Raw genomic sequence first — 22793 nt, forward strand, 5'->3', positions numbered from 1 at the left:
TTAGCCTCCGAAAATTCCTTGGCGGAGGATGAACCTTTTTGGACCGATCAGCGACAGAGCTTCGAGGAGCCAGGCGGCTCGACCGGCCATGAACGCGGCGACGGAAACCGATCGCGCGCTTGTGGACCGGGTCGCGAAGGGCGACCGGGCCGCCGTCCGGCTCCTGTTCATGCGTCACCACGCGCGGATCTACCGCTTCGTGGCGCGCCAGACGGGATCGGAAATGATGGCCGACGATATCGCGAACGAGGTCTTTCTGGAGCTGTGGAAACAGGCGCCCAGCTTCGAGGGGCGCTCTGAAGTTTCCACGTGGCTGCTCGGCATCGCCCGCTTCAAGGGGCTGTCCATGCTGCGCAAGAAGAAGGAAGACTGGATCGACGACGACGACGCGGCGCAAGTTCCCGACGGCGCCGACACGCCGGAAGTCGTGACCATGAAGGAAGACAAAGCCGCCGCCTTGCGCCGCTTCATCGATGCCTTGCCGGAAGAACACCGCACGGTGATCGACCTTGCCTATTACCATGGCCAGTCGGTGACCGAGATCGGGGAGGTGCTCGACATCCCGGTCGCGACCGTCAAGACCAGGATGTTCTACGCCCGCAAGAAACTCGGCGAAGCCCTCAAGGCCGCCGGTTACGACAGGGGTTGGCCATGAGCGCCGCAGAAAAGATGTCGCGCCGCGACGAGATGGAAACGCTGCTGCCGTTCTACCTGAACGGCTCGCTGGAAGGCGCCGAGCTGGAGGCCGTCGAGGAATGGCTGGCCACCGATCCGGCAGCGATGAATGCGCTTGGCGAAGCGGAGGCCGAGTTCTCCGGTGCCGCCGCCGCCAACGAGGCGATCCGGCCGCCCGCCGACGCGCTCAGCCGGTTCGCCAAGGCGCTCGACGCCGAGGCCGGCCCGGCGCGCGCGCCGGCCGGCCAATCGTGGCTCGCCAAGGTTTTCGGCCGGGTGACGGCAATGCCTGCCGGCATCGCCTGGGCCGCGGCCGCGGCGCTGCTTGCGCTGGTCATCGTGCAATCGTTCGAACAGCCGGGCGGCAAGGGCAGCGATTTCGAAGTGGCCGGCGCTCAGGACGATCTCGCCAAGCTGCCTTTCGCGCTGGTCAAGTTCAAGCCGGATGCCAAGATGGCCGATATCGCCGCCTTCCTCGGCCAGAACGGGTTGAAGATCGCCGGCGGGCCGACCGCCGACGGCGTCTTTCACCTGACCATTCCGGCGAGCAGCGTGGCCGATTACGACAAGCTCGTCGGCCTTATTGCGGCCCAGCCTTTCGCCGATACGGTGATCCAGGGAAGGAAACCGGTCGATGGCGGCTAAGGCGGTCATTCTGCATGCGGCACTCCTCGCGGCGGCGGCCTTTGCCGCCGCCCCTGCGTTTGCGCAGACCAACGATCCGAATCTTTCGCAGACCCAGGTCGACTGCCTGAACCGCACGACAGCGGCGGGCGTCGGGTGCGACAAAAACGGCGGCACCGCGAATAATGGCGAGAAACCGGGAGCTGGCGGCGCCACAGGCGGCGCGGTGTTCCTGCCGGCGCTGATCGTCGACCTGTTCCCGAACACGCCCGCCGGCGCGGCTCCGCAAACGCCCGCGCCGTCCAATGGAACATCGTCGTCGAACGGTTCCGGCAACACGCCGCCGCCAGCGCCGACGCCGAACGGACCCGTCGCGGTGCCTCAGGGCCTCAATCTGGCGGAGCCGCCGCGTGCGATTGCCGGCGAATTCGTGCCCGACGAGGTGCTGGTGACCGTCGATGGCGATGCCGGCGTGGTGCAGCAGATCGCCAATTCCTTCGGCCTGCAGGTGCGCTCGCAGCGCCAATCGCGGCTGCTCGGCACCACTTTGGTGCGCTTCGGCATCACCGACGGGCGGCCCGTCGGCGTGGTGCTGGCGCAGCTTGCCGCGGACGGGCGCACGCAGCGCCGCGAACCGAACCACATCTACACGCTGCAGCAGGCGGCCGGCGTCGTGAATTACGCCTTCGACCGCATCGCGCTCGATTCAAAACAGGCGAGCGGCGAGAATGTGCGCGTCGCCGTCATCGACACCGGCATTGACGACACCAATCCGGCGCTCGCCGGCGTCATCGCAGAGCAATACGACGCGATGCCCAACGTGCCGATCGAGAAGCGCGACCACGGCACCTCGGTCGACGGGCTGATAGCCGGCGTCGGCCCGCTGGAAGGCATGGCGCCGGGGGCGAAGATATATCACGCGCGCGCCTTCGAAGGCGGCAAGTCGACCATGGATGTCATCCTGTCGGCGCTGGACTGGGCCGCCGAACAGGACGCGCGCATCATCAATATGAGCTTCGTCGGGCCGAAGAACGACCTGCTCGGCACCGCCTGCCGTAACGCCCGGGCGCTCGGCATCGTGCTGGTCGCGGCCGCCGGCAACAACGGGCCGAAGGCGCCCTATGGCTATCCGGCCGCCTTCGACGGTGTCATCGCCGTCACCGCCACCGACGCCAAGGATGGGCTGATGCCGCAGGCCAATCGCGGCGCCTATGTGTTCATCTCGGCGCCGGGCGTGGAGATGGTGGCGCCGAGCGGCGCCGGCTCCGACGTGGTGACTGGCACCTCCTTCGCCGCCGCGATCGTGTCCGGCGCCATCGCCAATTTGATCCACGCCGCGCCCGACCGTTCGGCCGACGAGATCGAGAAGGCGCTGGCGGCAACGGCCAAGGATCTCGGGCCCAAGGGGCGGGACAATGATTTTGGCTATGGGCTGATCGATACGAAAGCGGCTGAGGCGGCGAAGTAGTGAATCCGGGCAGTCGACCGACTGTTGCCGACTGCGCGCGACCGGTTCAAAGAGCCGGACCCAGCCGGACGGGGCTTCCATCGTAGAAACGCGACAGCCGAAAACGGCTGAGGTCGTGGCCGGTTTCATTTCCCTGGATCATGTCGGAGACGACGCGACCGATGCCAGGTCCGATGCCGAATCCGTGGCCGCTCATTCCCGTCGCGACGAAAAGACCGCCGACTGCCTGGACCCGATCGACAACGGGGACGACGTCGGGCATGGCGTCGATCATACCGCCCCAGCCGGCCTTCAGGCGAACCGTCTCGAACCGGGGGAAAAGCTGTTTGAAATTGCGCTCGATCGAGCGAAGCTTTGCCGGCTCAGAGGCTGGGTTGAGCACGCGCATTCTTTCGAAAGGGCTTGCGGAATCCGGCGCCCAATCGCGCGGGGTCGACCAGCCATCGGGGTAGCCCGATGGAGCGAACGGAAAATAGCGCGTTCCGAACGGATTGTCCCTGAGGGCGGGAAGATATTGGGTGGCGTGCCGGAATGCGTCAGGCCCCAGGTAAAGCAAGTGGCTGCCGCCTGCGGCGAGCGTGTATCCGCCATCCTGCCTGCGCCGGAAAGCGATGTGGTCGTCGGCCGCCGCACCTGAATAGACCTCAGGCATGGGTTCTGTGGCAGCTGTGGTCACCCTGACGCTGAGCTGGGGGATGGCCACGCCGTGTCTTCGCAAGAAGAGGGATGACCAGGCGCCGCCCGCGACCAACACGGTGGAGGCCCCGATATATCCCGCCTCGGTCCACACGCCTTTGACCCTGCCGGCCGAGAGTTCGAGGGTCCGCGCGGCGCAATTCTCGACGATCCTGGCGCCTTTTCGAACGGCAAGCCGCGCTAACGCCGGCACCGCCAACCAAGGTTCCGCGCGCATGTCGGAGGGCGTCGTCATCGCACCCTTGAACCTGCGCGACATGCCGCTGATGAGTTTCGCGGTTTCGTCGGCGTCCAGAAGGCGCGTGTCGAGCTCATGGATCGCGGCGATCCTCATGAATTCTTCGAACTTGGCCATGTCCTTGTCGGCATTCGCCAGGTAGGTCACGCCTGTCTGGTTCAACCCGATGTCTTCGCCGCATTCCTCGGCCAGTTGCCGCCACAGGCGGGAAGCCTCGATGACGATCGGCAGTTCATCCGCGTCTCGTCCCTGCTTTCTGATCCACCCCCAGTTTCGCGAGGACTGTTCAGCCGCGACGCGGCCTTTTTCCAGCAGCGTCACCGGAATGTTCCGGGCCGCGAGGAAAAGGGCCGTCGTTACGCCGATAATACCGCCACCGACGATCACCACTTCTGAAGCGTTCGGCGGAGGACCAGGGTATTGGATTGGATCCGCTTCGGTGAACGGGAATGTGGGCAATGGCGCACTCTGGAGGATTGGTTGACGGTTCTGGCTTACCGGTTGTCACCGTCCAAGATCAGGAGCAGCCGAAGGCAGACCGTTGTCCCACGACAGCAAAAACAGTCCAGAAGGAGGCGGTCAGCGAAATCTCGGATCATGACCCACATCGGCGCCCAAGTGGCTTATCTCGCGAATGTCGCAGAGCGCTCACCCCTAAGCGCAACCTCGATGTTAGGCTCCAATGAGTATAACATCTATTGTTGTTTCCCACGTAGGCGGGCCAAAGACGTTGGAAGAGAGTTTATAAATAAAACCAGACAAACACAGAGAAGTACTATGTCTTTGTAGAGAAACTCTCCCGCTAGATTCCACGCAATGGGATCGGTGGAGATGCTCCATACTACAACACCAGGTGTTGTAAAGAAAAATGACCAAGTGATAAAAAACGTGCCGACCCCGATCAATGCGCCCAGGGCAGACAAGACGGGCACAAAAGCCCCCAAGGCGAGAAGAACGGCTGTCGCCAACTCGATGCAACCCAGAAGATAGGCCTCGCCTCTAATTCCAAAAATCTGTAGCCAAGAAACGAACGGACTGTGTGAGATGTATAGAGCGATTCCTTGCGCTGACTGCGGTGTGAACTTCTGGATCCCGAACGACACGAAAATCAGCACCATTACCCATCTGAGGATGGCGAGCGGCCAATAAGAGCCGAAGCCTGTCTCAGCGATATTGAACTCTCTGTGCATGCCGTGTCCTTTGCCGGAAGCGATATGTCATACCAAGGAGCGGCAGCCGGCCGTGAGTTTGGCAAGCTGCCGGCTCTTGAGGGGCCGTCCAGCTTACTTCGTCGGTAGAGAAATTTCGTTACATCCCAAACTCGAAGAAATGGGGTCCGCCCTTATCGGCACTATAGGCCATCCCGGTGACTGCTCGTTTGAGAGCTGATTGGCATTTCGGATAGTTCTGCTCTCGCGAAATTGAGAGAACGAGAATCACGAAAGCGACCCGATGACTGAAATGAGGTGCAAAGCTGCCGCTCAGCTCGGGGCGGACGTCGGCTCACTTGCGTCATTCGAGCGTTTGAATTCGCTCCCTATACCGGCGCCCCCGCCACCGATCCCCGCACCACTAGGTCCACTGGCCAGACCTCGCCGCGAGCCCCTTCCTCCAGCCCTGATATCCGCGCCGCCAGGCGCTCGGCGACACGCGCGCCGGCAAGCCGGATCGAGGAGCGCGTGGTCGACAGCGGCACCGGGAAGTTCTCCGGCCGCAGCCAGGGGAAGACGTCGTCATGGGCGACCAGCGACAGGTCGCCCGGAATTGTGAGACCCAGATCGCGCACGGCGCGCACGACGCCGAGCGCCATGATGAGACTGGAGCAGACGATCGCCGTCGGCGGCTCGTTTTCCTCGAGCAGGCGGCGGGCGGCGCGGTAGCCGTTCTCCTCGGTCATCGCCACCGAACGGATGTGGCGCTCGCCGAGTGTGAGCCCGCTTGCGGCAAGCGCCCGGCGCACGCCTCGCTCGCGGTGGATGGCGAAGGTCTCGCGGTCGTTGCCGTTGATCAGCGCCAGGCGCTTGTGGCCGAGTTGGATCAGCAGTCTCGACGCTTCGTGGAAGGCGCCCTCATTGTCGATGTCGAGATAGGGATAGTCGAAGTCGAAGCCTTCGCTGCGGCCATGGACGAGGAAAGGGATGCCCAGCGTGTTGACCAGCGCCAGCCGCTTGTCGGCCGGCCGCGGCGAGGACAGGTAGACGGCGTCGACCTGGCGGTTGGCGACGATGCGTCGGTAGGTCGTTTCTTCGTCGTCGGCATCGGCAGGCGAAAGCACGAGGTCGAGCTCGTGCGCGCGGGCATAGTCGCCAAGGCCGGAGAGGAATTCGACGAAGTGCGGGTCGATGTCGACGGCGGCGCCCGTCGGCAGCACATAGCCGATCATCCCCGACTTGCCGGTGGCGAGCCGGCGCGCACTGGGGTTCGGCCGGTAGCCATGGCGCTTGGCCGCGTCCATCACCCGGCGCCGGGTTTCCTCATTCACCTCGGGATAGCCGTTCAGCGCCCGGCTCACCGTGGTCTGCGAGAGTGACAGCATATGCGAGAGTTGCTTGAGGTTCATCGGAGGCCTCCAGCCTCAAAGCGCTTTCAAATTGAATCGATCCGATGATTGTTGGCGAGATCGCCAAGCATGACGACCTTAGAGGGCCCTAGGCGCCGTTTGAAGCAAAAATTGCTCTTGCGGCCCAAAAAATTATGCTGCAGTGCACTTTTCTCACTCTATCCCGGGAGATTTAAATCGATTTATAAACTCTCCCACTTGACTCTCGAGCAATTCAGTGGCGAGATCAAAATAGCCAAAGCGCTTTGGAAGTCTCTTCGAAAGGTTGCGGTTGCCCTTTCGCTGAGTCACAGTTCCGCGGGCGTCGGCGGGCGAAATGGAGGTTTCGTCCTGTTTGTGACCACTGGGAGGACTTGCGATGAAGAAAATTCTCTTGGGTGCGGCGTTCGCGGCACTCACCCTCAGCCTGCCGGCGCAAGCCGAACTGAAGTTCAAGCCGGGCGAGGATCCGAAGTTTCACTGGGCGAACTACGACGACCTCAAAAAGGTCGATCTCAAGGGCGAGACGCTGACGATCTTCGGGCCGTGGCGCGGCGAGGACGAGACGCTTGTGCGTTCGGTCCTCGACTATTTCGCCGAGGCCACCGGCGCGGAGGTGAAATATTCCTCGTCCGAGAACTATGAGCAGCAGATCGTCATCGACACCCAGGCCGGCAGCCCGCCCAACATCGCCGTCCTGCCGCAGCCCGGCCTGATACAGGATCTTGCTTCCAAGGGCGTGCTGACCCCGCTGGGCGACGACGTCGCCGCCTGGATCAAGGAAAACTACGCCGCCGGCGACTCCTGGGCCAAGCTCGGCACCTATAATGGCAAGGACGGCAAGCCCGGCTTCTACGCCTTCCCCTACAAGATCGACGTGAAGGGGCTGGTCTGGTACTCGCCCGACAATTTCGACGAGGCCGGCTACAAGGTGCCGAAAACCCAGGAAGAACTCGCCGACCTCGAAAAGAAGATCATCGCCGACGGCGGCAAGCCCTGGTGCATCGGGCTCGGTTCGGGCGGCGCCACCGGCTGGCCGGCGACCGACTGGGTCGAGGACATCATGCTGAGAACCCAGCCGCCGGAAGTCTACGACAAGTGGGTGAAGAACGAGATTCCGTTCACCGACCCGGCCGTGGTCAGCGCCATCGACATCTTCGGCAAGATCGCCACCGACGACAAGATGGTGGACGGCGGCGCCAAGGCGGTCGCGGCGACCGACTTCCGCGACAGCCCGAAGGGCCTCTTCACCGTGCCGCCCAAGTGCTACATGCACCATCAGGCATCGTTCATCCCCTCCTTCTTCCCGGAAAACGTGAAGCTCGGCCAGGACGCGGACTTCTTCCCCTACCCGCCTTACGCCTCCAAGCCGGAACTGGGCACGCCGCTGGAAGTGGCCGGCACGCTGGTGATGATCACCAAGGATTCCAAGGCCTCGCGCGAGTTCATCAAATTCCTCGAGATGCCGCTCGCGCATGAATTGTGGATGGCGCAGAAGAGCTTCGTCACCCCCTTCAAGTCAGCCAACAAGGACGCCTATGGCAGCGACGCGCTGAAGAAGCAGGGCGAGATCCTGGTCGGCGCCACGACTGTCCGCTTCGACGGGTCCGACCTGATGCCCGGCAAGGTCGGCGCGGGCTCGTTCTGGACCGGCATGATCGACTTGGTCGGCGGCAAGTCCGCGCAAGACGTCGCCGCCGACATCCAGAAAAGCTGGGATGCCATCAAGTAAGCATCCTGAAATCCTCCTAATCCTCCACCTGGATCCGGGCCACGGTCCGGATCCGACCGGCGGTCAACGCCGGAAGCCTTCGCGTTTCGATTGTTCCGAATAACCGAAAGTCGGTGCATCCGATCGCCAGCCCTGGCTGGCCGGTCATGCGCAGGGAGAGGGACCCATGGCGACTCAGATTTTCTCGGCCATATTCGTCATCATCATCGGCGTCGGCGGCTGTGTCGCCTATTTCTGGGGCGCCAACAAACTGCTCGATCTCGTCTTCCCGTCACGCGGCGTCTCGGGCACCGCCGCCGTCGACAATTTGCGCCGGCAGGGACTGGTGCGGCCCTGGCTGTTCGTCGGCCCGGCGATGATCATCCTTACCATCTATCTGATCTACCCGGTCATCGAGACGCTGAGGCTCTCCTTCCTCGATCGCGGCGGCGAGAATTTCGTCGGCCTCGCCAATTATGAATGGGCGCTCGGCGATCACGATTTCCGCAATTCGATCCTGAACAATGTGCTTTGGCTGGCGGTGGTGCCGGCGGCCTGCACCTTCCTTGGGCTGATCATCGCCGTGCTCACCGACAAGATCTGGTGGGGCACGATCGCCAAGAGCCTGATCTTCCTGCCTCTCGCCATTTCCTTCGTCGGCGCCAGCGTGATCTGGAAGTTCATCTACGAGTATCGCGGCGAGGGCCAGGTGCAGATCGGCCTGCTCAACGCCATCATCCAATATTTCGGCGGCCAGCCGCAGGTGTGGATATCGCTGCCGTTCTGGAACAATTTCTTCCTGATGATCATCCTGGTCTGGATCCAGACCGGCTTTGCGATGGTCATCCTGTCGTCGGCGCTGCGCGGCATTCCGGAAGAGACGCTGGAAGCGGCCGTGATCGACGGCGCCAACCCGTTCCAGATCTTCTGGAAGATCATGGTGCCGCAAATCTGGGGCACGATCGCTGTGGTGTGGACCACCATCACCATCTTGGTGCTGAAAGTGTTCGACATCGTGCTGACCATGACCAACGGCCAATGGAACAGCCAGGTGCTCGCCAATTTGATGTTCGACTGGATGTTCCGCGGCGGCGGCGATTTCGGCCGCGGCGCGACGATCGCCATCATCATCATGATCGCGGTCATCCCGATCATGGTCTGGAACATCCGCCAGGCCAACAAAGAGACGGGAGGGCACTGAGATGGCCGCCAAGACCGGAAAATCCTTCGCCGGCCGCTTCGGCGTCCACATCGCCGTGCTCGTCTTCGTGGTGATCTGGACCATTCCCACGCTCGGCATTCTCGTCTCGTCGCTGCGCGACAAGGACCAGATCGTCGCCGCCGGCTGGTGGAACTCCTTTGCCAGTTCCAGCCAGAGCGAGGCCGGGCGGCTTCCCGCAGCCTCGGCGCAAACCCAGAAGGACGGCAAATACGTCATCGAGGGCAACATCTTCGGCGACGGGCCCAAGCGTGAGATCAGCGCCTTCGGCGTGAAGTCGTCCGCGCCGACGCAGTACAAGGCCGGGACGGTTGCCGAGCTCAATGATGGCGCCACCTTGCAGATGAACGCCGACGGCACGTTTATCCTGTCCTCGGTGAAAGCCTTCGAGGGCGACCGCGGCCAACGCGTCTATTTCGCCTCCTCCGCGCCGCCGAAATTCACCACGGACAACTACGATGCCGTGCTGTTTTCCGAAGGCATCGGCCGCTCGTTCATGAACTCACTGACGGTGACCATCCCGGCAACGATCATCCCCATCCTCATCGCAGCTTTCGCGGCCTATGCATTGGCCTGGATGCGCTTTCCGGGCCGGGCGCTGCTGATTGCCGTCATCATCGGCCTGCTGGTCGTGCCGCTGCAGATGTCGCTGATCCCGCTGCTCAAGCTCTACAACGGCGTCGGCACTTTCTTCGGCGTGCCATCCAAGACCTATCTCGGCATCTGGCTGGCGCATACCGGCTTCGGCCTGCCCTTCGCCATCTACCTGCTCAGGAGCTACATTGCCGGCCTGCCGCGCGAGATCATGGAATCGGCGCGCATCGACGGCGCCAGCGACTTCGAGATCTTCGTCAAGATCGTGCTGCCGCTGTCCTTCCCGGTGCTTGCCTCCTTCGCCATCTTCCAGTTCCTGTGGGTATGGAACGATCTCCTGGTGGCGATGGTTTTCCTCGGCACGGCGCCCGATCAGATCGTGCTGACGGCCAAGCTCAACGCGCTGCTCGGCTCGCGCGGCGGCAACTGGGAGATCCTGACGACATCGGCGTTCATCACCATCATCGTGCCGCTGATCGTGTTCTTCTCGCTGCAGCGCTATTTCGTCCGCGGGCTGCTTGCCGGCTCGGTGAAAGGAGGTTGAAGACATGCAATCGGCTTTGAAGGCGACTTCGAGACCAGACCCCGCCGTCGACCGCGACTGGTGGCGGGGCGCGGTGATCTACCAGATCTATCCGCGCTCCTACCAGGACTCCAACGACGACGGCATCGGCGACCTGAAGGGCATCGTGCGGCGCCTGCCCTACATCGCTTCGCTCGGCGTCGATGCCATCTGGATCTCGCCCTTCTTCAAGTCGCCGATGAAGGATTTCGGCTACGACGTGTCGGATTATTGCGACGTCGACCCGATGTTCGGAACGCTCGCCGATTTCGACGCGCTGGTGACGGAAGCCCATCGGCTGGGCCTCAAGGTGATGATCGACGAGGTGCTGTCGCACACCGCCGACATCCACCCCTGGTTCAAGGAAAGCCGCTCCAGCCGTAACAATCCGAAAGCCGACTGGTATGTATGGGCGGACGCAAAACCCGACGGCACGCCGCCCAACAACTGGCTGTCGATCTTCGGCGGCTCGGCCTGGCAGTGGGACACCAGCCGCCAGCAATATTACATGCACAATTTCCTGGCCGAGCAGCCGGACCTCAACTTCCACAACCGGCAAGTCCAGGACGCGCTGCTCGATATCACCCGCTTCTGGCTGGAGCGCGGCGTCGACGGCTTTCGGCTGGACACGATCAATTTCTACTTCCACAGCCAGGGGCTGGAGGACAATCCGCCGCTGCCGCCGGAACAGCGCAACGACCAGACGGCGCCGGCGGTCAATCCCTACAACTACCAGGACCATCTCTACGACAAGAGCCGACCGGAGAACCTCGGCTTCCTGGAGCGCTTCCGCGCGCTTCTCGACGAATATCCGGCGCAGGCCGCCGTCGGCGAGGTGGGCGACTCCCAGCGCGGCCTGGAAGTGGTCGCCGCCTACACCGCCGACGGCAAGCGCGTGCATATGTGCTATTCCTTCGACTTCCTGGCGCCGGAGAAGATCAGCGCGGCGAAAGTGCGCGCGGTGCTGGAGGCTTTCGGCACGGTCGCCAGCGACGGCTGGTCGTGCTGGGCCTTCTCCAACCATGACGTGATGCGGGTCGCCTCGCGCTGGGCCGCCAACGAGGCGGATCCGCCCGGCTATCTGAAGGTGATCTCGGCGCTTCTGATGTCGCTGCGCGGCTCGGTGTGCATCTATCAAGGCGAAGAGCTCGGCCTTGGCGAAGCGGAGTTGAAGTTCGAAGACCTGCAAGATCCCTACGGCATCCGGTTCTGGCCGGAGTTCAAGGGCCGCGACGGCTGCCGCACGCCGATGGTGTGGGACGCGGCTGCCAAGAATGGCGGTTTCTCGACCGCCAAGCCGTGGCTGCCAGTGCCGGGCAAGCACCTGTCGCAGGCCGTCAACGTGCAACAGGGCGACGCAAGCTCGCTGCTCGAACATTACCGCCGCTTCCTCGCCTTCCGGCGCCAGCATCCGGCGCTGGCCAAGGGCGACATCGACTTCATCGAAAGCGATGGCGACACCGTCGCCTTCACGCGCCGCGAGGGCAATGAGCGGATCGTCTGCGCCTTCAACCTCGGCGGCAAGCCCGCCGAGGTCGATCTCGGCCGTGGCTCGCTGCAGCCCTTGCCGGGGCACGGCTTTTCGGGACAGACTGGCACCGGGCCGGTCCGCCTCGGCGGTTATGGCGCCTGGTTCGGGCGTGTCGACTGAACATTGCAACGGAAATCATTGGGAGGAGAAAACATGGCCGATGTCACGCTGAACCAGGTGAAGAAATCATACGGCAACCTCAACATTCTCCATGGCATCGACCTCGACATCAAATCGGGCGAGTTCATCGTCTTCGTCGGACCGTCGGGTTGCGGCAAATCCACCTTGCTGCGGTCGATCGCCGGCCTCGAGGAAATCACCTCGGGCGAGCTGAAGATCGACGGCGAGGTGGTGAACGACGTGCCGCCGTCGAAGCGGGGCATCGCCATGGTGTTCCAGTCCTATGCGCTCTATCCGCATATGACGGTCTACGACAACATGGCCTTCTCGATGAAGATCGGCAAGGAAAGCAAGGCCGAGATCGACAAGCGCGTGCGCCAGGCGGCGGAGATCCTGCAGCTGACCAAATATCTCGACCGCCTGCCCAAGGCGATGTCGGGCGGCCAGCGCCAGCGCGTCGCTATCGGCCGCGCCATCGTGCGCAACCCGAAGGTGTTCCTGTTCGACGAGCCGCTGTCGAACCTCGACGCCGCGCTTCGCGTCGCCACCCGCATCGAGATCGCCAAGCTCAAGGAATCGATGCCCAACACCACCATGATCTACGTCACGCACGACCAGGTCGAGGCGATGACGCTGGCGGACCGCATCGTGGTGCTGAAGGAAGGTTATATCGAACAGGTCGGCACGCCGATGGAGCTCTACAAGCGTCCGGGCAATTTGTTCGTCGCCCAGTTCATCGGCTCGCCGGCAATGAACATATTGCCGGCAAAGATCGAGAAGGCCGGCAATCCGACCGTGGTCAGCCATGTCGGCGGCCGCAAGGCGACGGTGCCGATCGCGACGCCGGCCTCGGCGAATGGCGCCGCGGTCAGCTTCGGCGTGCGGCCGGAGGATCTCGCGATCGCGACCGGCGAAGACTATCTGTTCGAAGGCAAGGTCGACTATATCGAGCAGCTTGGCGAGGTTCAGCTCATCTATGTCGATATCGGCCGCGCCGACCTGCCGCTGGTGGCCAAGCTGCCGGGCAATGTCGAGGTCAAGCGCGGCGAGACCCTGCGGCTCAACGCCAGCGGCGGCGATCTGCACATCTTCGACGCCGACGGCCATTCCTTCACGCTGCATCGCGAGGAAGCAAAGGCTGCCTGACGGTTAGCCGCTCCGGCTGACGCATAGCCGTTGCGGAAAAGAAGAACGGCGGGCCAAGGCCCGCCGTTCTTCGTTCGTATATCGTCTAAAGTTGTTAGCGGCCGAAGAGGCTACGGTCGCTGCCCTGAGGGGCCGACTTGTGAACGTCGTTCGACGAGTTCAACAGCTTGTAGACCGTCGAGTCGGTATTGATCGACGACGTGCGCGTGGTGTCGACGGCGGGAGCCGTCTGGCTGGCGCCTACGTTACCGGTATGGCCGCTCTCCGCGGCAAAAGCAGTGCCGGAAACGGCCAACAGGGCGGCCGTGGCAAGAACGATCTTCTTCATTTCAGTGCTCCTGAATCTTGTGATCCGACCGATGCGGCGGGCTAGCCCGCCGCCGGTTCAAGGTCGGTTGTTAGTTGTTGCCGAACAGGTTGTGGTCGGCGCCCGTCGTGGCAGGCTGCTGAGTGGCCGGCGCAGGCTGGTGGACCGAAGCCGTGTAGGAAGAGTCGACCTTGGCGGCCGCCTGATTGGCTTCGTTCGGGTTGTAATGGTCGCTACCAGCGAAGGCGCTGCCAGAAATTGCCAGAAGGGCTGCGGCAGTGAGAACAATCTTTTTCATTTTTACTACTCCAGTATCTTAAGTCAGTCCGTCTAGCGGCGTGTCTTGGGAATGAAATCGCGTCGTTCGGACAACGCTGATTTGGGTGAACCGAGTGCCGGATTCCAATCACGAAGTTTTTCCGTCTGGACCATGAATCCGCATCTTGAAGTTTTCATAAGCATGCCTATGACCTTATTTTTATTGAATAAAATCAATGTGTTATTTCAATTTGGCGGTTGGCTCACCAAATGTATCGGAGCACCGATGTTCACACCATGCTGCACGCACCGTCAACAGAAACGAACCGTTCAGTTCGATTTTAGAATCTCCTAATAGTCACTTTTCGATACTATTAACCATTCTACCCCCGTTCCAAGGGCCGATTCGGCCCGCATCGGGCCCGTGTTCCGACCGAAGGCCAAAAGCGGCGTTCGTGCCGAGAGCGCCGCGGCTGCCCCCTTGTCGACGCTCGTCGACGCTCGAGATCGAGACTCGAACCGCGAACTAAACCCCGAGATGGTCGAGATGGCGCCAGCACGCCTTGCCTTGCCAAGCAAGGACCGAGTGTTTACAGGCGTTGTCCAGGGGTCAGGCAACGATACGACCGGCGCAGCCGCCGGCTGGAATTGCAGCGGGGTCAACGACATGCCTCTTTCCGACGTCTATGCCGTTGCGAGCAAGGACATTGTCTTCGAATCCTTCGACGGCGAGGCTGTCGTGCTCGACCTCTCCAACGGCAAGTATTTCGGCTTCTCCGATTCCGGCAGCAAGGTATGGCAGGCGCTGGCCTCGGGTGTCGGTACCGAGGCGCTGATCCGATCGGCGGCGGGCGCTGCCAGGATCGACGCCGCCGCGCTCGAGTCCTTCATTGGGCAGTTGGTCGAGTTTGGGCTGCTGGCGCCTTCCGCCGCGGCGCCGCTGCCCTCTTCCGACGATTTGCCGGCGGCGCTGGCGGCGGCGCGCGAGCCGCTCAATGTCAGCGTCCATGACGATCTTGCCGACCTCATCACCGTCGATCCGATCCACGAAGTCGAGGAACCGCTCGGCTGGCCGGCCGTCAAGCAGGTTTCCTGAGCGACCGGCGAAGGGCGAGGTCAGCTGGAACAGACCATGCCACGCGTCACGCTTGAGACCCTGCCGGACTACGCCCGCTTCCTCTTTGCCGCCGCCGAGAGCGCGGCCGGGCAATTCCCGGTCCAGCGGACTGTCCGCCTGCCAGGGCTGGAATTGATCGCGCATCTCGAGCCCGGCGCGCTCGCGGATGCCCTTGGCCAGGCTTTCATCGAAGCCGGCGGCGATCCGCGGGACTCCCGCCAATGCCATGTCTTCATCGGCCATCCAGGCGTCGGCGGCATGCCGGTGCCGGCACGCTGGGGCGATGCGCATTTCACCGAACACGGCTTTGCCCAGAAACTCGCCGAGGCGGGGCTGCGCGGCCATCATTACCACGATCTGGATTTCTGGCAGGTCTACGACCCCGACCGACGGATCGGCGTCCAGCTGATGCGGTCCCCCGACGCGTTTCCGCCCTGGGAGCAAGGGGCGCCGCTGCGCGCCTTCCTGCATTGGGAGTACGCCGCGGGCGGCATGCGCCTTGCCCATGCCGGCACGCTGGGCCTCGATGGCAAGGGCGTGCTGCTGGCAGGCGCCGGGGGCGCGGGAAAATCCGGAACCGTCGTTGTGGGACTGCTCAACGGGCTGGACAGCGTCGGCGACGACTATGTGCTGATCGACCTTTCCGGCGGCGTGACCGCGCGACCGCTGTTTTCGATCCTGAAACAGGATCCGCAGGGTTTCGCCCGGCTCGGGCTGGGAAGGCGGCTGGGAACCGACCGACCGCTCAACTGGCAAGGCAAGCATGCCTTTCACATTAACGAGATCGCGCCTCGGCCAGTACGCGCGAGTCTGGACATTTCTGCGTTGATGGTGCCACATGTCAGTGGCGGAAAGACGAGTTCAATCGCACAGATTTCGCGCAAGGATGCGCTCATCGCGCTGGCGCCCTCCGGCATTGCCCAGATGCCTGGGGAGCGGGAAAGCGGGTTTCGCTTCTTCAGCGATCTCACACGCTTGCTGCCATGCTACCGGCTTTACCTCGGGACGCATCCGGAGGAGATCGCCGGCACGATTGCGGATTTCCTTGCGCGGGCGCCCGATGAAGCTGAGCGTGATCATGCCGGTCTATAATCGCGAGCGCTTCGTCGTCCCGGCCCTGCGCTCGCTGCTGCGACAGCGCGACGCCGTCGACCTCGACATCATCGTGATCGACGACGGCTCGACGGACGGGTCGGCCGAGGCGGTTCGCGCGATGATGGACGAGAACGCCTGCATACGCCTGTTCCAACACGCTCATATGGGTGTTGCCCGAGCCCGCAATGCCGGGCTGCGGCAATTGCCGGCGGACGCCGGCTTCGTGTCCTTCCTCGATTCCGACGACATTTCCCTTCCCGGCCGGTTCGAGGCCGACCTCGCTCATTTCGAAACGCATCCCGGCCTCGATCTGACCTACTCGCTGATGGCGCTGGTCGACCGGATCGACGACGAGACGTTGGAGCCGGCCGCGAACAGCCGTATCATGACGCTTCGCGGGCTCTCGCTGTGCACCGCCCTGTTCGGCCGGGCGCTTGTCGATCGCATCGGCTGGTTCGACGAGGAATTCGAGTTGTCAGAGGACACAGACTATCTGCTACGCGTCTTCGAAACGGGTCCCCGTTACGAGCTGCTGGACAACGTCGCGATCTACTACCGGCGTCATGCAGGGAACGCGACACGGCAAAATGACGGCAGGCTCCGCGACCATCTGCGGGCGATCCACAAAGCGATGCGGCGGCGCAAGGCGGATCCGTCGCTGCGCGAGGCTCCGGGCATTTTCGAGTATAAGAGCCCACCCAGCTGGCAGGGTATGTGATGGACGCCGGGGGGCTGGACCGCACAAGACAGTTCGGGGGTCACGGATGAAGCTCTCCGTGATCATGCCGGTTCACAACCGCGAGACTTACGTCGGCGCAGCACTCCGCTCGCTGCTCCGGCAGCGCGACGCCGCCGATCTCGATATCGTCGTGATCGACGACGGCTCGACCGACGGTTCGGCTCAAGCCGTGCGCGCGATGATGGACGAAGCATCCTGCATCCGACTGTTTCAGCAGGAGAACATGGGCGTGACCCGGGCGCGCAACAGCGGACTGAGACAGCTCGAGCCGGAGGCGGAGCTGGTGTCCTTTCTGGATTCCGACGACATCTCGCCAGCCGGGCGCTTCGCCGCCGACATAGAGCTTTTCCGGAAGGATCCCGCTCTCGATCTTACCTATTCCAGGATGATGCTGGTCGACAGGATCGATGACCAGACGCTGGAGCCGGCACAAGACTGCAACAGCATCACCATTCGCGGCATCCATCTGTCGGCCGCGATCTTCTCGCGCCGTTTGGTCGACCGGCTCGGCGGTTTCGACGAGGACTTCGTCCAGGCCGAAGATACGGACTTTCTGCTGCGCAGCTTCGAGGTCGGCCCCCGATACCTGCTCCCGGACACGCTGGCGCTTTATTACCGGCGGCATGCCGGCAACATGACGAGGCAGGAAGACGTCCAGGCGCGCGAGTTCATGCGCGCGATCTACAAATCGATGAAGCGCCGCAGGGCCAACCCGTCGCTCAAGCCGATCGAAGGCATTTTCGAACTGAAGAAACTCGCGGACTGGCGGTTCATGTGATGAGCGGATACGGCGTCGTCATTCCGGCCTACAACGCCAGCGCCACGATCGCCGAGACGCTGCGATCGGTGGCGGCGCAGACGACGCGGCCCGAGCTGGTCGTGGTGGTCGACGACGGCTCGACCGATGATATTGCCACTGCTGTCGACGGCATCGACCTGCCGCTCAAGCTTTTGCGCCAGGACAATGCCGGGCCGGGCAGCGCGACCACCCGCGGCATCGCCGCGCTGTCGACGCCCTTCATCGCCACGCTCGACGCCGACGACCTTTGGCTGCCCGGAAAGATCGCGACGCAGCTTGCCCATCTCGAACAGCTTCCCGGGACATCGGGGGTCTTCACCCATATACGCAGTTTTCGCGACGGAGAGCCCGATGCGATGGCCCCGACCGCAACGCCCGGCTGGTCGCGCTCGACGATGCTGATGCGCCGAGCGGCCGCGGAGAGCGTCGGACCGATGATCGACCCGCCGGGCGGCCGTGGCGAGATGATCGACTGGATCGCCCGGGCGCGGGAAAGCGGTTTTGTCCTCGACATGATGCCTGACATCCTGGCGCTGCGACGCATCAGGCCGGGAAGCCTGTCCTACGGGCGCGATACGGCACGCGACCGCGGCTACCTGGAAGTGGCACGGCTGGCCATGCTGCGACGGGCGCAAAGCAAGGCCAGCTCCAGCTGATGGCGAATATCCGTCACATCGGCAAGCGTTTTCCAGACTATGGCTGGTCCTGGCCGACCGGCTCGCTCGACCAATTGCTCAAGGCAGCGCTTCTGCCCGACGAAGAGGCGGCGCGCCTTTGCGCCGAAAGGTGGCTGGACGAGAACGACATCGACCGTGTCTCCTTCCGGGAACACCGGCTGCTTGCCGCTATTTCAGACAGGTTCGGACGCAAGCTTGCCGGCCACGCCGCCTATCCGCGCCTCGTCGGCCTGCAGAAGATGCTTTGGACCAAGTCGCGCATGGCCATGCGCGAGGCGGAGCCGGCGTTGAAGGCGATGGTCGATGCCGGCTGCGCGGTTATGCTGATCAAGGGCGCCAGCCGCGTTGCGCTCGACGCCGCCGCGCAGCGCGGGCGCGTGGCGCATGACATCGACATACTGGTGCGGCCGGACGATATGCAGCCGGCTTTCGATGTGCTGCGCGACCGCGGCTGGCAGATCGCCACCGGCGTTTCCCCGCAATACCTGCGCACAAGGCTGGCATCGCTGCGCTCGATGAATTTCTTCAAGGGCAATTATGGCGACATCGACCTGCATCAGCTCGCCTATGACGGCTCGCAGCAGAACGCCGAGGACGACCTCGCGATCTGGCGCCGCGCGATTGCCGCCAGGTTCAGCGACGTCAGCGTGGTCGTCCCCTCGCCCGCCGACCGCATCGCGCTCGCCATCGCGCATGGCGGCCTCGACGCGCATACGCATAGCGACTGGCTGGTCGACTGCACCGTGGCCATCGAAGGCGGCGATGTCGACTGGGCGCTATTCCTCGACGTCATCGCCAGGCGCGGTCTCGCCGTCGCCGCGGCGGTCGCGCTTTCCTACCTCGCGCTGGAGATCGGCATCGCGGTGCCGGAAGCCGTCCTGACGCAGGTGGTGGGCATGGCCGACCGGCGCGGCGCGGCGCGCCTGTCGTCCATCCTGCAGGCCAAGCCGCGTACCGATTTCGGCGCGCTGACCTGGCTGTCGCGGGGGTTTGCAAAGCAGCTGCGCCTGCGGCGCAAGAAAGGCCGGCTGAAGCAGACCGAGCCGGACATCGTGTGGCGCGGCAAGTCGATGGTGGCGAAGGCAGCCGGCGGGCCTGCTGCATTTGTGCTCTCGCAAACCCTGGATGAGCCGCAAGGCGAAATCAGCGAGATGATGCTCGATCTCATCGTGCGCATCGTCGTTCCGCCGGTCAGGCGACGCATCGAAATGGAGATCAATGCGGGCGACCGGCATGTGGCCCGGCTGCGCTCGATGGCGATCAGCCGTTCCGGCGGGGAGCGGATGCTGCGCTTTCGCGGCAAGGTGAAGCTTGACCGGACGGGACGGACCCTGGTGCTGGAGGCGCGGCCGTCACGACAGTTTCGCGTCTGGGACAACGAGCAGGCCGTCGCCACCTATGGGGCGCTGCCTTTCCAGCTCGTTTCGGCAAGATTCTCCCGACCCGGCTGAGACGAGGCTCGTCTCAGACGCCATAACGCTCGGTGCGGATCAACCCCGCCGGAACGCCGGCGCCGATCAGCGCGTCGGCGGCGGCCGACACGAATGCGTTCGAGCCGCAGACATAGGCGAGCCTCGGCGTCTTCGGCAGACGCTCGATGGCCTGCGCCATCATGCGGGCGTCGACACGCCGGGAATAGTCGGACGGCCGCCTGGCCGGCTCGCGGGTCAGCGTCAGCACCAGATCGAATCCGTCGCGACGATCGTCGAGGCCGACCAGCTCGTCACGGAAAATCACCTCGTCCCAGACCCGCGCCGAGAACACCAGCGCGACGGGCACCGCATTGTTGCGCAGCGTGTGATGGCGCAGCATCGCCATCAGCGGCACGACGCCCGAGCCGCCGCCGACCAGGAGGATCGGCCCGCCGTCGCTCTCCTCCCAGATGAAATGGCCGCCCAGCGGCCCGCGCAGCTCGATCTCGTCGCCGACGGCCGCCACGTCGTGGAAGAAGGGCGAGACCTCGCCGTCGTCGAGCCGTTCGATCGCGAGCTCGATGCCGCCACCTGCTTCCGGCGCCGAAGCGATGGAATAGGAGCGGCGCGCCTGATAGCCGTCCGGCGCCGTCAGCCTGATATCGACATGCTGCCCTGCAAGATGGGCGAAGGGCCGCGACGGCTGGAACCAGAAGCTGGTGACGCGCGGCGTGCGCTTTTCGATGCGGGCGATCGTGGCTGCCTGCCAGGGTGATTGCGGCGACGGCTCGGCGGTCATCGATTGCTGCTCACAGATCGCCCCTCACGGATCACTGGAATAGCGCTGCTCGCGCCAGGGATCGCCATACATGTGATAGCCGCGCAGCTCCCAGAAGCCCGGCTCGTCGCGTTCGGTGAACTGCAGCCCGTTCACCCATTTGGCCGATTTCCAGAAATAGAGATGCGGCACCAGGAGCCGCGCCGGCCCGCCATGATCTGATGTGATCGGCTTGCCCTCATGGAGCAGCGCCACCATCGCCTTGCCGGTGACGAGGTCCTTGGTCGGGACATTGGTGGAATAGCCGTCGAAGGACAGCGCCAGCGTATAGGCGGTCGGCGGCTCGATGCCGGCGTCGGCAAGGATGTCGTCGATCATCACGCCTTGCCACGGCGTGTTGAACTTGGTCCAGGCCGTCACGCAATGGATGTCGCGCGTCATCTTGCTCTGCGGCAGTGCGTTGAATTCGGCCCAGTTCCATTTCTTGATTGGCCGTGGCCCCTGCTTGAGGGTGAAGGACCAGTCCTCGGAGCGCACCCGCGGCGTCGGCCCGGCCGATAGAACCGGGAAACCCTGCTCCAGATACTGGCCGGGCGGAATGCGCGCGTCGGTGTCGGAAGGAGGACGCCGTCCGGAAAAGAAACCACGGGTCACCATAGAGACATCTCCTGCGCCGGCAGAAACAATCGGCGCAGTGTTCTCGAAGATATCGCCACGGGCAACAGGAATCTCGGCGGCCTGCCGGTTTCCGGCAGGTCGCCATGCATTGTCAGCCGGCGGCGAAAGGCACCGCCACGAAGATCTGCGCGTCACCGCGATCGATCAGCAAAAGCACCGACTTCTTGCCGGACTTGCCTGCCTCGGCGATCGCCTGGTTGGCCTGCCTGGCGGTCTTCACCGGCATCTGGTCGACGCCGACGATGACATCGCCGGGCTGGATGCCGGCGACCGAAGCCGCCTTGTCCGGATTGACCCGCTCGACCACCGCGCCGCGCTGGTTGCCGGCAAGGTTGAGCTGGTCGCGGATATCGGGCGTGAGGTCGGTCAGGCCGAGGCCGAGCGAGGGAACGCGCAAGCCCTGTTCGGCCGACGGGCTGCGGCCTTCATTGCCGTTCGACGCCGTCTTCTGATCGTCAGCGTTGCGGCCGACATCGGCGGAAATCTGCATCGCCTTGCCCTTGCGCCAGACATCGAGCGTTTCCTTGGCGCCCGGCGACACGTCGGCTACGGCGCGCGACAGATCCTTCGGATCCTTGATCTCCTGGCCGGCGAAGCCGGTGATGACGTCGCCGGTCTCGATGCCCGCCTTGGCGGCGGGCGACCCGTCGGTGACCTGGGAAACCAGCGCGCCGCCCGGATGATCGAGGCCGATGGCGCTGGCGACATCCTGAGTGACCGGCTGGATCTGCACGCCAAGATAGCCATATTCGATGTCACCGCCCTTCATCAGCTTGGCGACGACCTTCTCAGCCTGGTCGGACGGGATGGCAAAGCCGACCCCGACACTGCCGCCATTGGGCGAATAGATGGCGGTGTTGATGCCGATGACATTGCCGTTGACGTCGACCAGCGGGCCGCCGGAATTGCCGTGATTGATCGGCGCGTCGATCTGGATGAAGTCGTCGAACGGGCCGCTATGCAGGTCGCGACCGCGCGCCGAAACGATGCCGGCGGTGACCGTGGTGCCGATGCCGAACGGGTTGCCGATCGCCAAAACCTGGTCGCCGGTCATCAGCTTATTGGAATCGCCCCATTTGACGGTCGGCAGAGGCTTGTCGGCCTTGATCTTGAGCACCGCCAGATCGTTCTTGGCGTCGTGGCCGACAAGCTTGGCGGGAAGCTCGGTACCGTCGTCGAGCGTCACCTTGATCGAGCTTGCGCCGTCGATCACGTGATTGTTGGTGACGATGGTGCCGTCCGCGCCGACGATGAAGCCGGAGCCAAGCGCCTCGGCGCGCTGCCCCTGTTGCTGCGGCGGCGACTTTGGCATCGGCATGCCCTGGTCACCGAAGAACTGCTGGAAGAACTGGTCGAAAGGCGCATTGCCGCCGAGCGGCGAGCCCTCGTCCTGTGGCTGCGCCTTCATCACCGAAGTGATGGTGACAACGGCCGGCTTGGTGACGGCGATGATCGGCGCGAAGGAGCCGTTTGGAGCCGTAATGCCGGCGACGGGCGTCTGCGTGGTCGCGGCCACGGTGCTGAGGCCGGCATTGCTCTGGGCGAAGGAGACGATGACGGGCGAAATGATCAGCGCGGCGCCCAACAGGGCGGCGACGCGATGTCTGCGAAGAATGCTTGAGGGTGACATGGTCGTTCTGTCCGGGCGAGCGTTGATCCGGCGTCGCGGGCGCTCCCACGGGATCGTCCGTCGACGTGCCGATGACCGGATTTGCCTGTCTCGCCGTGCATGGCAGCCGGCCGTCTCGACAGACACGCATCTAGGACGCCTAGTTGCCATAATTAGGGTTTTGAGGCGACCTTACGAAGA

22 protein-coding genes are annotated in these 22793 nt (G+C 63.7%); 14 read left to right on the forward strand and 8 right to left on the reverse strand.

Translation table 11 applies throughout. The features are described from left to right. The first annotated feature begins 88 nt into the window (after nt 1–88). The 3 genes from FJ417_RS22335 to FJ417_RS22345 are packed head-to-tail and all read left to right on the forward strand — an operon-like array spanning nt 89 to nt 2767. Entirely contained in the window at nt 89–655 is a 567-nt protein-coding gene (locus FJ417_RS22335) for a sigma-70 family RNA polymerase sigma factor (RefSeq protein WP_140647146.1), read from the forward strand. Then, a complete protein-coding gene (locus tag FJ417_RS22340; protein WP_140784938.1) occupies nt 652–1320 on the forward strand; it encodes an anti-sigma factor in 669 nt (222 codons plus the stop codon). Before FJ417_RS22335 ends, FJ417_RS22340 begins: the two co-directional genes overlap by 4 nt. Then, nucleotides 1310–2767, forward strand: a complete 1458-nt coding sequence (locus FJ417_RS22345; RefSeq protein ID WP_140784939.1) for a S8 family serine peptidase — start codon at nt 1310–1312, stop codon at nt 2765–2767. Before FJ417_RS22340 ends, FJ417_RS22345 begins: the two co-directional genes overlap by 11 nt. 46 nt (nt 2768–2813) lie before the next feature. On the opposite strand, the gene FJ417_RS22350 is transcribed toward FJ417_RS22345, so the two are convergent. The 3 genes from FJ417_RS22350 to FJ417_RS22360 all read right to left on the reverse strand — a co-directional run bounded on the left by FJ417_RS22350 (nt 2814) and on the right by FJ417_RS22360 (nt 6261). Then, nucleotides 2814–4160 carry an FAD-binding oxidoreductase gene (locus tag FJ417_RS22350; protein ID WP_140784940.1) on the reverse strand — a complete coding sequence of 449 codons (1347 nt, stop codon included), beginning with the start codon at nt 4158–4160 and terminating at the stop codon, nt 2814–2816. Nucleotides 4161–4396: 236 nt separating this feature from the next. Continuing rightward, nucleotides 4397–4891 carry a DUF417 family protein gene (locus FJ417_RS22355; RefSeq protein WP_140784941.1) on the reverse strand — a complete coding sequence of 165 codons (495 nt, stop codon included), beginning with the start codon at nt 4889–4891 and terminating at the stop codon, nt 4397–4399. Nucleotides 4892–5238: 347 nt separating this feature from the next. Then, nucleotides 5239–6261 carry a substrate-binding domain-containing protein gene (locus FJ417_RS22360; protein WP_140784942.1) on the reverse strand — a complete coding sequence of 341 codons (1023 nt, stop codon included), beginning with the start codon at nt 6259–6261 and terminating at the stop codon, nt 5239–5241. Nucleotides 6262–6619: 358 nt separating this feature from the next. On the opposite strand from FJ417_RS22360, the gene FJ417_RS22365 reads away from it, so the two are divergent. The 5 genes from FJ417_RS22365 (at nt 6620) to ugpC (ending at nt 13123) form a co-directional block, all read left to right on the forward strand. Then, a complete protein-coding gene (locus FJ417_RS22365; RefSeq protein WP_140784943.1) occupies nt 6620–7972 on the forward strand; it encodes an ABC transporter substrate-binding protein in 1353 nt (450 codons plus the stop codon). 166 nt (nt 7973–8138) lie between these two features. Further along, entirely contained in the window at nt 8139–9152 is a 1014-nt protein-coding gene (locus FJ417_RS22370) for a sugar ABC transporter permease (RefSeq protein WP_140647153.1), read from the forward strand. Nucleotide 9153: 1 nt separating this feature from the next. Continuing rightward, nucleotides 9154–10308, forward strand: a complete 1155-nt coding sequence (locus FJ417_RS22375) for a carbohydrate ABC transporter permease (RefSeq protein ID WP_140650738.1) — start codon at nt 9154–9156, stop codon at nt 10306–10308. A gap of 4 nt (nt 10309–10312) precedes the next feature. After that, complete coding sequence (locus FJ417_RS22380; protein ID WP_140702209.1) at nt 10313–11977, forward strand: alpha-glucosidase; 1665 nt, start codon at nt 10313–10315, stop codon at nt 11975–11977. A 33-nt stretch (nt 11978–12010) separates the two neighbouring features. Further along, the gene (gene ugpC / locus FJ417_RS22385; RefSeq protein ID WP_140784944.1) at nt 12011–13123 is read left to right on the forward strand and encodes a sn-glycerol-3-phosphate ABC transporter ATP-binding protein UgpC; all 1113 of its coding nucleotides are present in this window, start codon (nt 12011–12013) and stop codon (nt 13121–13123) included. 94 nt (nt 13124–13217) lie between these two features. Here ugpC and FJ417_RS22390 read toward each other — a convergent pair whose 3' ends face one another. Together FJ417_RS22390 and FJ417_RS22395 are read right to left on the reverse strand one after the other, a co-directional pair. Next, complete coding sequence (locus FJ417_RS22390; protein WP_140784945.1) at nt 13218–13451, reverse strand: DUF680 domain-containing protein; 234 nt, start codon at nt 13449–13451, stop codon at nt 13218–13220. Between the two features lie 70 nt (nt 13452–13521). Then, nucleotides 13522–13728, reverse strand: a complete 207-nt coding sequence (locus tag FJ417_RS22395; protein WP_140650748.1) for a DUF680 domain-containing protein — start codon at nt 13726–13728, stop codon at nt 13522–13524. 546 nt (nt 13729–14274) lie between these two features. Between FJ417_RS22395 and FJ417_RS22400 the strand changes: the two genes are divergently transcribed. From FJ417_RS22400 to FJ417_RS22425, 6 genes are read left to right on the forward strand one after another with little or no spacing between them, the layout of a single operon-like run. Then, complete coding sequence (locus tag FJ417_RS22400) at nt 14275–14784, forward strand: PqqD family peptide modification chaperone (protein ID WP_246687516.1); 510 nt, start codon at nt 14275–14277, stop codon at nt 14782–14784. Between the two features lie 36 nt (nt 14785–14820). Next, the gene (locus FJ417_RS22405; RefSeq protein WP_140784947.1) at nt 14821–15897 is read left to right on the forward strand and encodes a serine kinase; all 1077 of its coding nucleotides are present in this window, start codon (nt 14821–14823) and stop codon (nt 15895–15897) included. Next, nucleotides 15866–16618: a glycosyltransferase gene (locus FJ417_RS22410; protein WP_181183276.1), complete on the forward strand. Its 753-nt coding sequence runs from the start codon at nt 15866–15868 to the stop codon at nt 16616–16618. The genes FJ417_RS22405 and FJ417_RS22410 overlap by 32 nt, the downstream gene beginning before the upstream one ends. A 46-nt stretch (nt 16619–16664) precedes the next feature. After that, a complete protein-coding gene (locus FJ417_RS22415; RefSeq protein WP_140784948.1) occupies nt 16665–17417 on the forward strand; it encodes a glycosyltransferase family A protein in 753 nt (250 codons plus the stop codon). Continuing rightward, a complete protein-coding gene (locus FJ417_RS22420) occupies nt 17417–18094 on the forward strand; it encodes a glycosyltransferase family A protein (RefSeq protein WP_140784949.1) in 678 nt (225 codons plus the stop codon). The genes FJ417_RS22415 and FJ417_RS22420 overlap by 1 nt, the downstream gene beginning before the upstream one ends. Beyond that, on the forward strand, nt 18094–19566 hold the full coding sequence (locus FJ417_RS22425) for a nucleotidyltransferase family protein (RefSeq protein ID WP_140784950.1): 1473 nt from the start codon (nt 18094–18096) through the stop codon (nt 19564–19566). The genes FJ417_RS22420 and FJ417_RS22425 overlap by 1 nt, the downstream gene beginning before the upstream one ends. A 13-nt stretch (nt 19567–19579) precedes the next feature. Here the strand turns inward: FJ417_RS22425 and FJ417_RS22430 are convergent, their stop codons facing one another. The 3 genes from FJ417_RS22430 to FJ417_RS22440 all read right to left on the reverse strand — a co-directional run bounded on the left by FJ417_RS22430 (nt 19580) and on the right by FJ417_RS22440 (nt 22613). After that, nucleotides 19580–20326: a ferredoxin reductase gene (locus tag FJ417_RS22430; protein WP_140784951.1), complete on the reverse strand. Its 747-nt coding sequence runs from the start codon at nt 20324–20326 to the stop codon at nt 19580–19582. Nucleotides 20327–20350: 24 nt separating this feature from the next. Next, a complete protein-coding gene (locus FJ417_RS22435; protein ID WP_140784952.1) occupies nt 20351–20962 on the reverse strand; it encodes a molybdopterin-dependent oxidoreductase in 612 nt (203 codons plus the stop codon). Between the two features lie 112 nt (nt 20963–21074). Beyond that, on the reverse strand, nt 21075–22613 hold the full coding sequence (locus FJ417_RS22440) for a DegQ family serine endoprotease (protein WP_140784953.1): 1539 nt from the start codon (nt 22611–22613) through the stop codon (nt 21075–21077). Nucleotides 22614–22793: the final 180 nt, after the last annotated feature.

This window comes from Mesorhizobium sp. B3-1-7 (genome assembly GCF_006439385.1).
Taxonomy (GTDB): Bacteria; Pseudomonadota; Alphaproteobacteria; order Rhizobiales; family Rhizobiaceae; genus Mesorhizobium.

What these genes read in the sequence shown, in the direction of transcription:
- FJ417_RS22425 (WP_140784950.1), top strand. Translation starts at nt 18,094, where the DNA reads ATGGCGAATATCCGTCACATCGGCAAGCGTTTTCCAGACTATGGCTGG.
- FJ417_RS22395 (WP_140650748.1), bottom strand. Translation starts at nt 13,728, where the DNA reads ATGAAAAAGATTGTTCTCACTGCCGCAGCCCTTCTGGCAATTTCTGGC.
- FJ417_RS22360 (WP_140784942.1), bottom strand. Translation starts at nt 6,261, where the DNA reads ATGAACCTCAAGCAACTCTCGCATATGCTGTCACTCTCGCAGACCACG.
- FJ417_RS22345 (WP_140784939.1), top strand. Translation starts at nt 1,310, where the DNA reads ATGGCGGCTAAGGCGGTCATTCTGCATGCGGCACTCCTCGCGGCGGCG.
- ugpC (WP_140784944.1), top strand. Translation starts at nt 12,011, where the DNA reads ATGGCCGATGTCACGCTGAACCAGGTGAAGAAATCATACGGCAACCTC.
- FJ417_RS22435 (WP_140784952.1), bottom strand. Translation starts at nt 20,962, where the DNA reads ATGGTGACCCGTGGTTTCTTTTCCGGACGGCGTCCTCCTTCCGACACC.
- FJ417_RS22335 (WP_140647146.1), top strand. Translation starts at nt 89, where the DNA reads ATGAACGCGGCGACGGAAACCGATCGCGCGCTTGTGGACCGGGTCGCG.
- FJ417_RS22430 (WP_140784951.1), bottom strand. Translation starts at nt 20,326, where the DNA reads ATGACCGCCGAGCCGTCGCCGCAATCACCCTGGCAGGCAGCCACGATC.
- FJ417_RS22355 (WP_140784941.1), bottom strand. Translation starts at nt 4,891, where the DNA reads ATGCACAGAGAGTTCAATATCGCTGAGACAGGCTTCGGCTCTTATTGG.
- FJ417_RS22365 (WP_140784943.1), top strand. Translation starts at nt 6,620, where the DNA reads ATGAAGAAAATTCTCTTGGGTGCGGCGTTCGCGGCACTCACCCTCAGC.
- FJ417_RS22380 (WP_140702209.1), top strand. Translation starts at nt 10,313, where the DNA reads ATGCAATCGGCTTTGAAGGCGACTTCGAGACCAGACCCCGCCGTCGAC.
- FJ417_RS22440 (WP_140784953.1), bottom strand. Translation starts at nt 22,613, where the DNA reads ATGTCACCCTCAAGCATTCTTCGCAGACATCGCGTCGCCGCCCTGTTG.
- FJ417_RS22415 (WP_140784948.1), top strand. Translation starts at nt 16,665, where the DNA reads ATGAAGCTCTCCGTGATCATGCCGGTTCACAACCGCGAGACTTACGTC.
- FJ417_RS22390 (WP_140784945.1), bottom strand. Translation starts at nt 13,451, where the DNA reads ATGAAGAAGATCGTTCTTGCCACGGCCGCCCTGTTGGCCGTTTCCGGC.
- FJ417_RS22405 (WP_140784947.1), top strand. Translation starts at nt 14,821, where the DNA reads ATGCCACGCGTCACGCTTGAGACCCTGCCGGACTACGCCCGCTTCCTC.
- FJ417_RS22375 (WP_140650738.1), top strand. Translation starts at nt 9,154, where the DNA reads ATGGCCGCCAAGACCGGAAAATCCTTCGCCGGCCGCTTCGGCGTCCAC.
- FJ417_RS22420 (WP_140784949.1), top strand. Translation starts at nt 17,417, where the DNA reads ATGAGCGGATACGGCGTCGTCATTCCGGCCTACAACGCCAGCGCCACG.
- FJ417_RS22340 (WP_140784938.1), top strand. Translation starts at nt 652, where the DNA reads ATGAGCGCCGCAGAAAAGATGTCGCGCCGCGACGAGATGGAAACGCTG.
- FJ417_RS22410 (WP_181183276.1), top strand. Translation starts at nt 15,866, where the DNA reads ATGAAGCTGAGCGTGATCATGCCGGTCTATAATCGCGAGCGCTTCGTC.
- FJ417_RS22370 (WP_140647153.1), top strand. Translation starts at nt 8,139, where the DNA reads ATGGCGACTCAGATTTTCTCGGCCATATTCGTCATCATCATCGGCGTC.